Source organism: Microbacterium sp. SL62 (assembly GCF_026672635.1).
Classification (GTDB): Bacteria; Actinomycetota; Actinomycetes; order Actinomycetales; family Microbacteriaceae; genus Microbacterium; species Microbacterium testaceum_A.
In genome coordinates this window covers 1023951-1038779 of sequence record NZ_JAPPRM010000001.1, presented here as the reverse complement: position 1 = coordinate 1038779, position 14829 = coordinate 1023951, and the positions used below count along the sequence as shown (strand labels likewise).

Below are 14829 nucleotides of genomic sequence, written 5' to 3'. Positions count from 1 at the left end.
TGGGGGCGACCTGTTCGCAGGCCGATCCCTGAGATGGTGCGAGCGTTGATCCGAACGACTCACCCGAAGGCATGACGCACGGCGCGCGTGAACGCACACCCGGTCAATGATACGCGTTCCCCGGGACGTGGGCAAACGAGTACGGGTCCGGTCACTGGGAGTATCCCGGATGCCGGGCCCCTCAGCCTGTCAGCAGCAGGACGGCCCCGACGATCGAGGCGACGAGCACCACTGCGACGACCGCGACGAGGACGATGACGCGGCCGGCGCCCCGGTTCGCGCGCGGACGGACCGTCCCGACGTCCGGGGCCGACGGCGCCCGGACGGCGGCGACACGCTCCACGCGCGCGGGCGCCTCGCGTCGCGGTCCGTACGACTCCGTGGCGAGAGCGGCGGGAACACGGGCATCGCGAACGGCTCCCTCGACCACCGGTTCCGTCCGCTCCCCTGCCGCTTCGCGACGACGACGGCGCGAGCCCGAGGCGGTCTCGTCGTCGACGTCCGCGGCGGGACGCGCGCGCGTGGCCTCGTCGAGCGGATCCGGGTCGGAGCTCCGGCGACGGGTGAGCTCGTCGGGGACGACACCCTCCGCCTCCGGCGCTGATCCGCTCCGCGTCGCCTCGTCGGGAACGGCGACGTCGAGCGGGGGACGCGTGGTGGCGCGCCGCGGAGCCGTGGTGCCCACCTCGTCGTCGGCGGAACCGGCCCGGCCGGGAAGTGCGGGTCGCGTCGGGGGCGTAGCGATGGTCGCGTCGTCGATGGCCTCACGACGCGAGACGACCGTCGCGTCGTCGGGAAGATCCACCCGCGATCGCGACATCTCACCCGCCGGCACCTCCGCGCGCGACACGATGGTCGCGTCGTCCGCAAGCTCCACCCGCGAAGCCGAGGGCTCCTCCACCGGCGCCTCACGACGCGACACGACCGTCACCTCGTCCGCAAGCTCCCCCCGCGAAGCCGAGGACTCCTCCCCCGGCGTCCGCCGCGAGACGTACGTCTCGTCCTCGGGGGCGTCGGCCGCCGACAGAACCGTGTCGTCGTCCGGGGTGTCCCGACGGGACAGGACCGTCTCGTCGGCGAGCTCGTCGTCCTCCGCCGGCGGCGGGGTCGGCCACGATCGGAGTCGCCCTGCCCAGAGCGTGACCTCGTCGGGGTCGTCCGGGCGGTCGTACGGGCCGCTCACGCGTCGCTCCGCGAGAGGCGCACCTCCGCGTCACCGAGGAAGAAGCGCTCACCGGCTTCGATCTCCTCGCCCGGAGGGGCCTCGACCTCGGTACCCATGAGCGTGGCGAAGAGGACGCCGTTGGTGGAGTGCAGATCGGTGACGTACCAGGTGTCGCCGCGGAGCTCGAGACGCGCGTGGGTCTTGGAGACCGTCCGCGTCTCGTCCGAGATCGGCACGAGCTGCGCATCCGGATAGGCGGAGTCGGGGCCGGGACGGCGACCCAGGATCACCACCGCGGAGGTGAGATCGACGGGCGTGCCACTCGGCGGCACGAGAGCCCACGGGATCCGCTTGCGACGCGTGACGACGGTCCGATCGAGGGCGTCGAAGTCGTCCTCCGCCGACACCGCCGGAACCTCGGGCTGCGTGTAGAGCGCCGACACCGACGTGCGCGCGGAGCGGGGGGAGCCGGCATCCGGAGCCTCAGCCACCGCGGAGACCGCCTCGGACAACTCGGGGAACTCGTCGAGGGCCGCGGCCACCGAGGGGCGAGGAGCGGGGACCGCGTCGGGTGCGGGGCGGGTGAGGGGCACGTCTGCGATGGGCGCGGATGCGGCACCCTGCGAGGAACGACGCGGCGGGTTGGCCCACGGAGCGACGGGGTCGGACTCTTCCTCCACCTCGTCGGTCGGAGCGGGCGAGGGCGTCGGTGCGACCACGGGCGGCGCCCAGGTGGGGACGGCTGCCGGCGGTTCGGCGACGTGGGAGCGCGGGGCCTCGGGCGCTGCGGACGGAACCGGCGGGGCGGCGGGGGCGGCTGCGGGACGGTCGTCCTCGGCAGGGGAGCCGTCGCGCAAGGCGTCGAGCACCTCGAAGACGGACGTCGCGGGCGCGGCGTCGCGGGCCTGCCCGACCCGCTCATCCTCTGCGCGAGGGCGCTCCGCCGCGGGTGCGGGGACGTGAGCCGGCGGGGCCCAGTCGTTCGCCGAGGGAACCGCGTCGGTGAGCGACGGCGAGGGAGCGGCGAAGGGGAGGGTGACAGGGGCGGACACCGGCGCGGGCGGCGCGGAGGGAGCCGCGGCATTCGGGGCGGGAGCCGAGGGGCCCTGTTCCGGGGTCCATCCGCCGATGAGGGGGACGTACGGACCGTCGAAGTCCTTGCCGCGACGAACGGGAGCGGAGTTCTCGTCGGGGCGGCTCGTACGGCGCTCCCCCGTGCCACCGCGCGGATCCGAAGCCCAGGATGCTCGCCCAGATGACGGGGAACAACGCCCCCACGACGGTGAGGCCCGCTCCCGCTCCGAACCCCGTGTTGATGCGATGCACCGCCACGATGAAAACCGCGATGAAGGCGATCCCTCCGAAGATGGGCACGAGGTTCAAAAGAATCAGCCACGGCGAGAACCCGCCGAGCTTGAGCACGGTGGCCACGTTCAGGAACGGCACCCACGCCTTCCAGGCGGGTTCTCCGACCTTGCGGAAAAGAGCCGCGAGGGCGAGCGCGAGCCAGACGTACAGGACGACGACGAGGGCGAAAGACGTCGCCCCGAGCACCACCATGGTCGAATCGTTCATGTCGTGTCGCGTTCCACCAGGGCGGTGGAACGCTTCCCCCTCTCGTCGCGGTGCGGCGACCCCCGCCGCGAAGGGCGTGGAGCGAGGAACCGCAGGAACGATCTCAACGATACGGCCGCACGCAGGCGCCGCCAGAAGCCCCGCTCACGGGTGAGAGTACGGCGTTCCTCGTCGACGATGCGCCAGAACGCCTCCACCTCGTCAGAATCCACCTGCTCGGACGAGAACACGGCCCGGTCGGCACCCTCGGCGAGAAGCGTTCCGGAGGGGGTGGCGAAGGCCTCCGCCACCTCGCGACGCGTCGGCGCGCGCGGAACGGTGCGACCCGCATCGACGCCCGCGTCGACGTACTCGTCCCAGCCTCCGGCGATGGCCGTCCGCGGATCCGCGTCGCGGCGGCGCCCACGACGGCGCACCGCCTTAGCGATGACGACCGCGAGGAACGGGCCGAAGAGCACGAGCAGGACGAGCAGCGAGATCCCCGCGATGCGCAGGCTCGCCCACAGCCAGGCGAGGTCGACCCCGTCGTCGGTGCGCGGGTCGTCGTTCTGGGCGTTGTCCTCCTGGACCGGCTCGGGAGGCACGACCTCCTGAACGGTGTCGGGCCGCACCTCCGTGACGTTCTCGGGATCCTGCTGCTGAGTGACCTCGAGGCTCGGCGACTGCTCCCACTGCGGGGTGACATCGATGGGAGCCCATCGGCCGTCGGATCCCTGCACCTCGGTCCACGCGGTGAGATCGCGCGCTCGACACTCCCCCGCCTCGCAGGTGGAGAGCTTCGCGTCCGTGGACACCAACCGCGTGCCCACGACCACCCGAGCCGGGAAGCCGAGCTCGTGGGCGATGAGCGCCGTGGCGACGGCGAACTGCTCGTCATCGCCGACGGCGGCGACGAAGTTGCCCGAGGCGGCGGCTCGCGGGTCGTCTTCCCGCTCGAGCAGACGCTCGAACATGCGGTCGATACGGGCCAGGGAGTGCCCGGACGCGCTGGGCTGGAGCTGGTATCCCTGCAGACCGGCCGCCCACTTCGGCGTCGGCCCACCCTCCGGGGCGAGGCTGTGGCTGAGGTAGCCCCGCTGACGGAGCATCTGGACCAGGCTCTGCAGGGCCGCGCCGTCGTTGCCGCTGGCGTGTTCCTGGACCCAGCGACGGAGGTTGTCTCCCCCGGCGACGCCGTCTCCCGCGCCCGGCGGGGTCATCGTGGCGAGGTCGTCGGTGACGGGCTCGACGGCCTCGAGGCGGTAGCGATCCCCCTCGACGAGCCCGCCGTCAGCGGTCTGCACGCCCGCCTCGGCGTCGGAGCTGTAGTAGAACCGGTCGGCGAGAAGGCCGCGGCGGTCCCCCTCGAACGTGGCCGACGCGAGACGGCCGGCGGTCGGCATCCAAATGCCTCCGAGATCGACGATCTCGACCTCCGCCTCGACGGGCCTGCCCTCCCCCGCATCGCGCGTCGACGGAAGGCGCACGAACCCGGCACCCTCGTTGCCGGAAGCCCGGAAGATCTCGCCGTCGTAGGCGTCGAGGGTCGCGATGCGGATGCGCTCGGGCTCCGCCCCCGTCCCGCCGACGCGGAACAGCACCTGGTCCGAGCGCGCGTCGGAGAACATCGAGCGGTACTCCGACAGGGGACTCACGGCCTCGGCGATCAGTCGCTCCGGACCGGCGGCCGATCGGAGGACCTGGCGATCCGCGTCCCGCGCAGCCGCGGGGACCACGGCGACCGTGACGGCCACCGCGACCACCAGCATCCCCGCGCCGAGGCCCAGCCGTCGGCGATCCGCACGCGAGCGTCCGGGGCCCACGGGAACGGCCGAGACGTCGCTCGCTCGGCGGAGGGCTCGCCCGCGCTCATCCTGCGCCCTCCACGCCAACCACAGCACCGAGACCAGCAGGGCGCTGAGACCCACGAACGTCTCCACCGGCGCCGGCAGGTCGAACGAGCCGATCGACAGGGGCGCGCTGGTCGAGGTGCGCCCGAAGAAGAGGCCGAACCCGGTCATGCCCAGACCGCCCACCACCGCGAACGGCGCCCAGCGATCGCCGCGGGTGGCGAGAGCGAAGGTGAGGGCGGTCCCGACGACGAAGATCACGAGCGCGGGGATCAACAGGTTGCGGTAGGCCCCCACCGGAAGGTCGACGGTGACGAGGTCCTTCCAGGCGACGATGACGCCGGCGAACGACTCGCCCAGGCCGCGCAGGACGTCGAGGGGAGAGGTGAGCCGCGAAGGAACGGCCAGCGGAACCGCGAGCACCGTGAACGCCCCCAGCAGGCCGACGGCGAGGATCCACCCGCTCCACCGGCGCCAGGACACGACCCCCACTACGGCTCCGGCGACGATGACCGACACCGCCACCAGCAGCAGGAAGGAGCCCGACGCGTAAACGGGCCACGCGGCGACGGTGGCCAGCGCGACAGACAGCACCGTGTAGACGGCAGCGGCCGCGTAGCGCGGCAGGTTCGTCTCGCGCCGGCGCATCCCCGCGCGCGTGCTCCGACGCCCGCTCACGAGGTCGCCCCCCTCACCAGCAGACCCGAGAGGTCGTCGAGAGTGCCGATGGTCAGCACCGTCAGGCCCGCGATGTTCTGCATCCGCGGGTGCGCGCGCTCGTCGCAGATCACGGCGGCGACGGCCGTGTCGGCCGGGAACGCGAGGGCCGCCTGGCGCAGGCGGGTGAGCGGCACCGTGGCGCCCACGACCACGAAGGCGATCGAGAGGCGTTCGTTCGCCTCGGATGCCAATCGGCAGACGTCCTCGACCGGCATGGTGTTCTCGTGCCGCTCGATCGCGCTGAAACCGTCGAGCATCGTGCGCGGGGCCACGACGGGGATGTGGCGGATCGCGCGCAGGCGCCCCTTCACGACACGCGGGATCTCGGACCCGGTGACGATGTCGATGTCACGCGCGTCGCGCACGGCCCGAAGGCCCAGGGAGGCCGCGGCCGAGACGGCGAGCTCGTACTCGTCGGCGTCGGTGTACTCCTGCGTCGCCGCACCGAGCACGACCGCCATCCTCGAGCGGCGCGACTCTTCGTACTGGCGCACCATGAGCCGGCCCGTCTTCGCGGTGGACTTCCAGTGAACCTGCCGACGGGAGTCCCCGGGGACGTACTCGCGGATCGCGTGGAACGACATGTCCGCATCGACCAGTCGGCGCGTGGCGTTGCCCTCGAGGTCGCGCACGAGACCCGCGCTCGTGGAGGGAAGACCCACCGTGCGCGGGTGCACGAACAGGTCGTGCACGTCGTCGAAGGCGTGCTCCCGACGGAGCAGCCCCACGGGGTCGCTGCGCACGGTCGTGACAGGCCCGACCCGGACGACTCCGCGCGGGAGCGGGGGGATCTCGAGCGGTTCGGTGGAGCTCTGCCCGGGGCGGAGGAAGGGCACCCCGAACTCCACGAGGCCCCGACCGACGGGGATGTCGAGGCGGCCGGGCAGCGCGGGACGCGCGCTCTCGTTGCGCACCACGATCTGTCCCGTCACACCGTTGCCGGCGGTCACGCGCTCGTGCTCGAGCGCCAGGTCGACCTCGTAGGCCCGAGCGCCGAACAGGAACGGCACGCTCATGACCAGCAGGATCAGCGCCGCGCTGCCCGCGACCATCCACTCGACCCACCCGAACAGCACGCCCAGCAGCAGGCCGACCGTCGCGGCGACCACGACCACCGCCCCGGCGGGACGCACGGTCCGGCCAGCCCATCGCACCGCGGCGGCGACGGCCTCGGTCGTGATCCGCCACCACTCCGCGACCTGGACCACCGCGCGCACGATCCGACGCTGTCGACGGACCGAGGTCGACGTGACCGAAGTGCGCGAGCCGGTCACCATGGTGCCCGCCGAGGTCCGCGTGAGACGCGACTCGGTCAGATTCAGATCGGGCACGGCTCACCCCCCGATCGGGGTGCGGACGCCACGGGACGCGCCACCGTCAGGCGCTCTCGCGCTGCGAGGGCGGCTGGGTGTCGAGGAGCACCTGGCCGACGACGGCCTCTTGGGTGACCCCGTCGAACTCGGCTTCGGGGTGCAGGATGAGCCGGTGCGCCAGCACCGCGACGGCCAGGGCCTTGACGTCGTCGGGGGTGGCGTAGGTCCGCCCCTGCGACGCGGCACGGGCGCGCGTGGCGCGCGTGAGGGCGAGGGCCCCGCGGATGCTCACGCCGAGGCGGACCTCGTCGGCCGTGCGGGTGGCATCCACGAGACGCGCGATGTAGTCCAGCACGAGCGCGTCGACGTAGACGGATGCCGCGAGGTCGGCCATTCCGACCAGGGCCTGTGGCGTGATGATCGCGCGCAGCTCGGCCGTGGCGACGGGCGCACCGTCGAGGATGCGAACGGTCGCCGCGTGGTCGGGGTACCCGAGCGAGGTGCGCAGCAGGAACCGGTCGAGCTGGGCCTCGGGGAGACGGTAGGTTCCCGCCTGCTCGACGGGGTTCTGGGTCGCCAGAACGAGGAAGGGCACGCCCACCTCTCGAGAGACGCCGTCGATGGTGACCTTGCCCTCTTCCATGACCTCGAGCAGCGCCGACTGGGTCTTGGGGCTCGCGCGGTTGATCTCGTCGGCCAGGACGATGTTCGCGAAGATCGGGCCGGTGTGGAACTCGAAGGTCCCCGTCTTCTGGTCGTAGACCGTGATGCCCGTGATGTCACCGGGGAGGAGATCGGGGGTGAACTGGATGCGCGTGTTCGTGCCCTGGACCGACGACGCGACCGCCCGCGCGAGCGAGGTCTTGCCGGTGCCGGGGACGTCCTCGAGGAGGACGTGGCCGTCGCTGAGCATGGCGGTGAGCACCAGCTCGACCACGTGCCGCTTGCCGAGGACGGCGCGCTCGACGTTGTCGGCGATCTGCGAGAAGGTCTGGGAGAACCAGGTGGCCTGCTCCTGGGTGATCGTCATGTCGAAATCCTTCGGTGGGCGAGAGCGGGAATGGGGATGCCGGGAGGGCTCAGGACGAGGGGTTCGGGGCGGGCGTGCCGGGCTTGCACTCGCCGCCGAAGTCCGTGGAGGCGGCGTCGAGGTTCCACCCCTGAGCGGACCAATCGACGGTGACGCGGATGTTCTCGACACGAGTGGCGCCGACAGGGACGCTCGTCGCCGGAGCGCCCTCGGCGACAGTCAGCCGCTTTCCGTCCTTGTCGAAATAGCGGGCGCTGTCGTAGTTGAAGGTGACCTTCGCCTTGTCGTTGCTCGATGAGCCGCTCGCGCTGAGGGTCTTACCGCCCTCGCAGCTCGCCACCTTCCAGGACGCCTGGACCTGGTAGGGCGCGCTACCGTTCGCCGCCGGCACAGGCGCGTAGGCGGACTGCGTTCCCCACACCTGGTGCTGGAAGTAGACCTGGATCTGCGGATCGCGGTCGAAGACCGTGGTACCGGGGCCCCAGTTGACGAATTTCTTGTCGTTGAAGCGCGGCGGCGGATCGCCGTCGTTGATGCGATCGATGTACCAGCGCGCTTCGTTGCCGTCGATCGTCGCCTTCGAGCCGACCCGGAAGGTATACCCCTTCGGCGCCGCCTTGCTCTGCTCGGCGTTCACCTGCTGGTCCAGGCTCACCGAGCCGTACGACCGGCCGTTGAACCACGACTCCGCGCACATCATGAACGTGTACGTCTCGCCGTCGCCGAGGGCCGTGAACTTCTGCGAGTCCCCGCCGCTGCGGGGAATGCAGGGCAGCCCCTTCTGCACGATGTTGAACCGCACCTCGGAATCCGTGCCGTTCTGCTGCGCGGTCGCGCGGGCGTCGACGGTCGAGGTGCCGTTCCCGTTCGAGGTCGAGGTCAGCGTGAGGGTCGGATTGGTCGGTGCCCCGACGCCGTGCGCGATAGCGCTCAGCTGATTGCCCGCCGAGGCGCCACCCAGACCCGGCGGCACGGTGAAGCGCGAGATCGGGGTGACGGTGACCTGCGTCGACGAGTTGGAACCCACGCGGAAGCGGGCGACCTGCACGACCTCCTGGTTGCGGCCGACGCTCACCTGGATCTTGTCGCCCGCGGCGCTCGCGATCTCGAGGGTCCCCGTCTCGGCGCTGTCGACGCCCTTGATGACGAGGTCGGCGAGGTTTCCCTCTCCCCCGGTCTGCGTCGGCGTGAAGTCCATGCCCTGCGGTGCGTTCGGCGGGCGGTACGCCCACCCGGTCGTGCGCACGGCCGTCTTGGACTCGCCGACGCTGTTCACCGCGGTCACGACGTACTCGCGCTGTTCGCCGTTGGGAGCAGCGATCGGCGGACAGGTGCCGTCCGCGCCGCACTGGCCGACGACCGCGCCGTTGGACCGCACGGTGAAGCCCGAGATCGCGGGGTAGGCGCGTCGCGCCTCGCCCGGGTCCACGCGGAGGGTGAGCGAGCCGTCGGCGTAAGCGGTCTGTCGCACGCTCCCCGGCGGGCGCGGGAACCCGAGCAGGTCGAGCACCACGCGGGCGTCGCGCGTCGACGCCGTCGTGCGCCCCTGCGCGTCGCGGAGCGTGACGCTCGCGCTGCAGGTGGCGCCGGGGGCGTCATCGCTCCACGAGGCGACGATGCCCGAGGCCGAGGCGACGCCGAAGCTCACGCCGGCGCAGGCAGCCGTCGGGCGCACGTCGACGACCTCGAGGGGCGTGCGCGGCAGCGGGTTGACCTCGCCGCTCGTGCCGACGACACCGATCGTGCAGCTCGAGCCCGAGGCCTGCGAGCACTGCTGCGACGTGGTGCCTCCTTGCGGAAGGGTCGAGGGAGCAGCACCCACGCGCAGCACCAAGCGGGCCGGGGCGACCGCGTTGTGGCTCGTCACCGAGATGATCGCGGCGTTCTCGGTGCCGGGAACGGAGCGGTCGTTGCCGGTGACGGTCACGATCGACCCGTCGAGCGACACGCCGAAGGCGGATCCGCCGTAGTCCAGGGCGTAGCGGATGCCGTCCCAGTCCTCGCGACCCAGCTGCCAGCTCGTCATGTTGCGCAGATCGAAGGTGGCCGTCTCGCCGGGCCCGACCGTCAGGGCTCCCGGCTTGAGCTCGGGCTGAGGGTCGCGCGCGACGATGCCGATGGGCACCGACACCACCGTCCACTCCTCGGTGCCCGCGATGCGCACCGGCACCTGGCAGGCATCGGTGTACGGGGAGCCGGCGCCGGCGTCGTAGCGGACGACCGTCCCCGTAACGGAGCACCGTCCTTCGGCGCGCACCCCGGTCGCCGAGACATCGGTGCCGACCTCGAGCGTCGCCCGGCGCGGGAGCGCGACGAGCCCTGCCATGTCGAACTCGACCGAGGCGAGCTCGTCGACGCGCTGAGCGGCGCCCGGGCGCAGGGAGAGACTGAGGTCGTCGTCACCGGGGATGCGCAGGAACGCATAGGTGGTCACGTCGGAGTCGCCGACGCGGCCGGTGATGGCGAACGGGATCACGCGTCGCGTCGCGGGCAGGGTGCCCGAGATCTGGCGACCGTTCAACGTGACGTCTGCGGGCGTGCCCCACAGCGAGACGTCGAGGTCGCTGACGTCACCGCCGGACCACGTTGCTTTGCCCGCGAGCACATCGACGCCGGAGGTGAAATCGTCGCGGTTCTCGACCGTCAGTACGGTGTCGGTGACGACGGGGTAGTCCGGCACGTTCTCTCGGACGACTTTGACCACGATGAGACCGCGGCCGGTGTTCCCCGAGTCGGAGGCGACGTCGTAGAGGAACGACATCGTTCCCGGCTGTTCGCCCGCCTCGATGACGACGCCGGTGTCGGACACCGCGTCGATGTATCCCTTGAGGCGGGCGTACTCAGGGTTGTCGCTCTCGTCGACGAGCTTCTCGGGCAGGTCGGGACGGACGCCGGTGAGCGTGAGCCGCCCCTGCGTGGGGTCGATGTCGTTCGCCAACGGGCTCACGCGGATCGTACGGTCAGCGCCGGCCTGCACCTGCACGTAGTCGGTGAAAGTGATGGGGCTGGGGTTGGCCTGCGCGTCGAGCACCCCGATGCGGACGGTCCCCTCGCCCGTCGCTCCCGAGGAGTCCGAGACGCGGTACCGGAAGGACACCTGACCACGGTCACCGGGGACCGAGGAGTACAGGATGCTGGACCCGTCCGGCGAGATCGAGGCGGTGCCGCGGTTGGGCTGCGCGACGATCCGGTCGAGCGTGACGGCGTCACCGTCGGGGTCGACACCGAAACCCTTGAAGTCGATCGAGGCGGTGCCGCCGCTGAGGACGCGGCCCTCGAGGGTGTCGGGCAGGGGGGCGCGGTTCGCCTCTCCGCCCAGGACCGTGACGTGCACGGTCGCTTCGTCCCAGAGAGCCGGAGTACCGGTCGTGTAGACGCGGTACGTCACTTCGTACGAACCCGGCGTCGTCGGGGCGAGGTAGCGCAGCACTCCCCCGGAGGTGAAGGCGAGGGCATCGCTGGCCGGCTGGGTCTGCACGCTCGAGGGGTCGAGCGTCGGGCGTCCGCCCGCCGGTGAGATGTCGTTGTCGAGGACGGGGATGTCGATCTGCGCGCCCACGCGCACCGTGACGTTGTCGTCGACCGCGATCGGGGCGATCTCGGGAGCCGGCGGGAGCAGGTAGACCGTCGCCTCACCCGTCACCCGCGAGCCCTCGTCGTCCGTTCCGTCGCTGACGGTGTACGCGACGGTGCCGAGCAGCCCCGCGGACCCGTCGGCGGTGCTGCCCGAGACGCGCAGGTCGTTCTGGCCCACGGTGTCGACGGTGAGCGAGGCGCCCTCCTGAGCCGTCCCGGCCACGTCGCTCAGCAGGAGCACGCGACCGGTGGGATTCGACACCGCGCTGAAGACATCGAGCGTGGCGTCCTCCTGAGGTCGGACGAACGCGACGACCGGGGAGGTCGCCAGCTGCGCCGGCGCGTCAGCGGGGAGCAGGGTGATGCGCGCGGTCCCCGTCGCGTCGCGACCCCCGCCGTTGACGGTGAAGTCGACGCGGTAGACGCCGGGCTGATTCGCCGAGAAGTCGAACGTGGTGCTGCCGCCGACCACCGTCGCGGTGGCGGTGGCGTCGTCGAGGACCCGGACCGAGGTGAGGCTGACGTTGCCGGCGGTCCCGGTCACATGGGGGCCTACATCGACCGCGACCGACGACCCGACCGTGTCGATCTTCGCGAAGGACTGGACGGCCAACGTGGGATCGGGAGCCACGCGGATGACGAGGGGCTTCGTCGTCACGGCCCCCTCGGTGTCGGCCACGGTGACGTCGAGCTGGATGTTCTGCTCTCCGCCCGAGCCGTCGTCGGCGTGCTGGTAGACCACGTCTCCCGCGGGGGTCGCGGCGACCGTGCCCACGCCGCCGGGGTTGTCCACCGAGAGCAGCAGCAGCGGGTCGCCGTCGGGGTCCACCCAGCCGGGCAGGACGGGGACCGTGATGGTGCCGCCGCGAGCGACCTCGGGGGTCGGCCACGGCTGCAGGCACTTGTCGACGCCGCACCACACGGGTGCCGCGTTCGACGAGGGCGCCGAGACCGAGAGGGTCACCGAGGCGGGGGCGGAGTTCAAGCCGTCGGCCGCGGTGCCGTCGGTGACCGCGTACGAGAAGGTGGCGCTGCCGGTCGCTCCCGGTGCGACGCGCACGGCGAGACGCTGACCGGCGTCGGTCACCGTGAGGGTTCCGAACCCCGGATCGAGTCCCGTGACGCTCTCGGCGATGATGCTGAGGACGTCCTCGTTGGGGTCGTGGTCGTTCAAGAGCACGGGGAGCGTCGTGAGACGACCGGGCCGCACGCCGAACGAATCGGGTTCGGCGATCGGCGGCTTCGGGTCGAGGACGACGCTCAGCTTCTCGTCGCTCTGCACGGCGGTCTGCTCGGTGCGGTCGTCGAGCGACCAGTTCTGGCTGGACGCGACGAGGGCCCCGTCGGGCACCGTCCAGACCCACCCCGTGCGCGTCTCGTTCAAGATCACGGCGTGGTCGGTCGCGACGAAGACCGGCCGTCGCTGGTCGGGCATGGTCGCCCCGCCGTAGTCGAGGTCGGTCTCACCCTGGTCGGAGCGCCACAGCGTGCCGCGGGCATCCCCCGGCAGGAGCCACGCGGCGTACGCGACGCCCTGGTGCGACAAGGGGCGGGCCGGCTGGCCGAGGACATTGCCGCCGCCGCCGACCTCGCGCCGGGGCTCGGAGCCGTCTGCCGGGATGCTCCACAGCGACTGGTCGTCCGCGACGTACACCGCGCGTGCGTCGGCGTCCGCATCGGCGACCACGAGCTGATCGGCCGCATCGATGGTGACGGGGTCCGCGCCGCGCACCCACACCCGCCCGGCGTCCGCGTCGACGAGGACCCAGGTGTCCCCGGCCGCCGAGAGGACGGGAGCCGCGACCTCGGCCTTAAGCGCGTCGCGGCCGCGCAGCTCGTCGGCGTCGATGTCGTACCGGATGACCGAGCCGTCGGCGGACGAGTAGGCGAAGAGCATGCCGCGGGCGTCGAGGGCGATGGCATCCGCGGTGTAGGACGGCGCGTTCTCGTCCTGTGAGGTGTCGAAGGGGTCGAGCTCGGTGGGCTTCTGCCCCGCCTGGCTCAAGCGGCTCGCGAAGAGCGTGCCGGTGTCGGTGCGATACACCGCGTAGTCGCCCGCCGTGACCACCGATGTCGTACCGGGCGGGGTGTCGGGGGCGGCCTCGAGCTGATCGTCGGACAGGTCGACGGGCTGGGCCTCGTTGATCCGGGTGAGCTTGCTGAAGCTGTCGGTGAAGAGGTAGGCACCGTCACCGCTCTGCACCACCTGGCTGGGGTTGCCTGCCGTGCGCACGGTGTCGAGTTCGCCGACGGTGGTGTTCACGCGCGCGTAGCGCTGGCCGTCACCGGTCTGCAGCGCCCACACCGACGTGTCGACCTCGGGGGTCTGCTGGGCGTCCAGACCGGGCCACACGATGCTCGCCGTGATGACGAGGGCGGCGGCGGCGAGGGTCGAGGCCAACCCTGCGATCGTCGAGCGCTTCACCGGAGGACTCCCGTGGCGAACAAGGCGGCGACGACAACGGCCCCCGCGGTCACGAGCGTCGCCGAGGCGAGGATCCACGGCAGCGCCTTGGAGCCGGTCGAGGCCGGCGCGGCGATGTCGGTGTCTTCGTCGCGGACGTAGCCCGCCATACCGGAGGTGCCGCGGAGCTTGCGCCCGCCCTCGCGCTCGATGCGCGACCGCGCCGGGCCGCGCAACGTCCCGTCGGCGAAATCGACCGCCCGCGCGGCGGGCGCCCACTCGGCGGCGGGGACCTCGAGCGGCGTCGAGGGCAGGCCGCTCTCGACCTGGACGGCCTGGATCGCCTCGCCGAACTCACGCGCGCTGGCGTACCGGTCGGCGGGGTTGCGGGACATCGACTTCGCGAGCACCGCCTGCAGCGAGGCGGGGACGTCGCTGCGGGTGATGTCGGTGTAGGTCGCTCGAGCGATGCGGCGTCGCAACTGCTCGCGGGAGTTCTGCCCCTTCTCGCGTCGTTCGAACGGGCTCTGTCCCGCCAGCAGCGAGTAGATCGTGGCGCCGAGGCTCCACACCTCGCTCGACACGGTTCCGGCCGTCTGCTCGGCGACGACCTCGGGAGCGCTCCACGGCACCGACATCGCCAGCATCTCGTCCGCCCCCTGGCGCACGAGGGACGAGGAGATACCGAAGTCGGCGAGGACGGGGGCTCCGAACGTCGTCACGAGGATGTTGCTCGGCTTCACGTCGCGGTGGATGAGTCCCGCATGGTGCGCCGATTCGAGGGCCCCCGACATGCGGACGCCGATCGAGAGGACCTCGGGCACGGGCATGCGCTCGACGCGGTAACGCTGAGCGAGCGAGCCCGGGCAGAACTCCATGACGATGTACGGCCGGCCGTCGGCCGAGATCCCCGCCTGGTAGACCGTGACGATCGAGGGGTGGGCCGAGAGATGGGCGAGGACGTCGGCCTCGGCATTAAACATGCGCAGCAGATCGGTGTCGCGCACATCGCTCGGAAGCACCTTGACCGCGACGTCGCGGCGCGGCATGTCCTGTCCGTAGAGGAAGACGTCGGCGAATCCTCCGGACCCCAGCGGTCGGATGTACGCGAGCCCGGGCAAGATGGGCGGCGAAGACGGCAGGCGCTGCGGCATCGAGCCCCCTCCCCCTGAGACGCGTCCGCGACTCGATAAGCGGACAACCCGTTGATGCTAACA

Annotated in this window: 8 protein-coding genes; all 8 read right to left on the bottom strand. The window is 71.7% G+C overall.

Features of this window, described 5'->3' with window-relative positions:
• Positions 1-181: 181 nt before the first annotated feature.
• Genes OVA26_RS04790 through OVA26_RS04755 form a run of 8 tightly spaced genes read right to left on the bottom strand, consistent with a single transcriptional unit; the run spans position 182 to position 14766 of the window.
• Positions 182-1183, bottom strand: a complete 1002-nt coding sequence (locus OVA26_RS04790) for a hypothetical protein (RefSeq protein WP_268103250.1) — start codon at positions 1181-1183, stop codon at positions 182-184.
• Positions 1180-2034: an FHA domain-containing protein gene (locus OVA26_RS04785; RefSeq protein ID WP_268103249.1), complete on the bottom strand. Its 855-nt coding sequence runs from the start codon at positions 2032-2034 to the stop codon at positions 1180-1182. The genes OVA26_RS04790 and OVA26_RS04785 overlap by 4 nt, the downstream gene beginning before the upstream one ends.
• Before the next feature lie 49 nt (positions 2035-2083).
• On the bottom strand, positions 2084-2740 hold the full coding sequence (locus tag OVA26_RS04780) for a DUF5684 domain-containing protein (protein WP_268103248.1): 657 nt from the start codon (positions 2738-2740) through the stop codon (positions 2084-2086).
• Positions 2737-5247, bottom strand: a complete 2511-nt coding sequence (locus OVA26_RS04775) for a transglutaminase domain-containing protein (protein ID WP_268103247.1) — start codon at positions 5245-5247, stop codon at positions 2737-2739. The genes OVA26_RS04780 and OVA26_RS04775 overlap by 4 nt, the downstream gene beginning before the upstream one ends.
• The gene (locus tag OVA26_RS04770) at positions 5244-6620 is read right to left on the bottom strand and encodes a DUF58 domain-containing protein (protein ID WP_326493352.1); all 1377 of its coding nucleotides are present in this window, start codon (positions 6618-6620) and stop codon (positions 5244-5246) included. The genes OVA26_RS04775 and OVA26_RS04770 overlap by 4 nt, the downstream gene beginning before the upstream one ends.
• Before the next feature lie 46 nt (positions 6621-6666).
• A complete protein-coding gene (locus OVA26_RS04765) occupies positions 6667-7632 on the bottom strand; it encodes an AAA family ATPase (protein ID WP_056226224.1) in 966 nt (321 codons plus the stop codon).
• A gap of 49 nt (positions 7633-7681) precedes the next feature.
• Positions 7682-13633 carry an Ig-like domain-containing protein gene (locus OVA26_RS04760; protein ID WP_268103246.1) on the bottom strand — a complete coding sequence of 1984 codons (5952 nt, stop codon included), beginning with the start codon at positions 13631-13633 and terminating at the stop codon, positions 7682-7684.
• The gene (locus tag OVA26_RS04755) at positions 13630-14766 is read right to left on the bottom strand and encodes a serine/threonine-protein kinase (protein WP_074696421.1); all 1137 of its coding nucleotides are present in this window, start codon (positions 14764-14766) and stop codon (positions 13630-13632) included. Before OVA26_RS04755 ends, OVA26_RS04760 begins: the two co-directional genes overlap by 4 nt.
• Positions 14767-14829 lie beyond the last annotated feature (63 nt).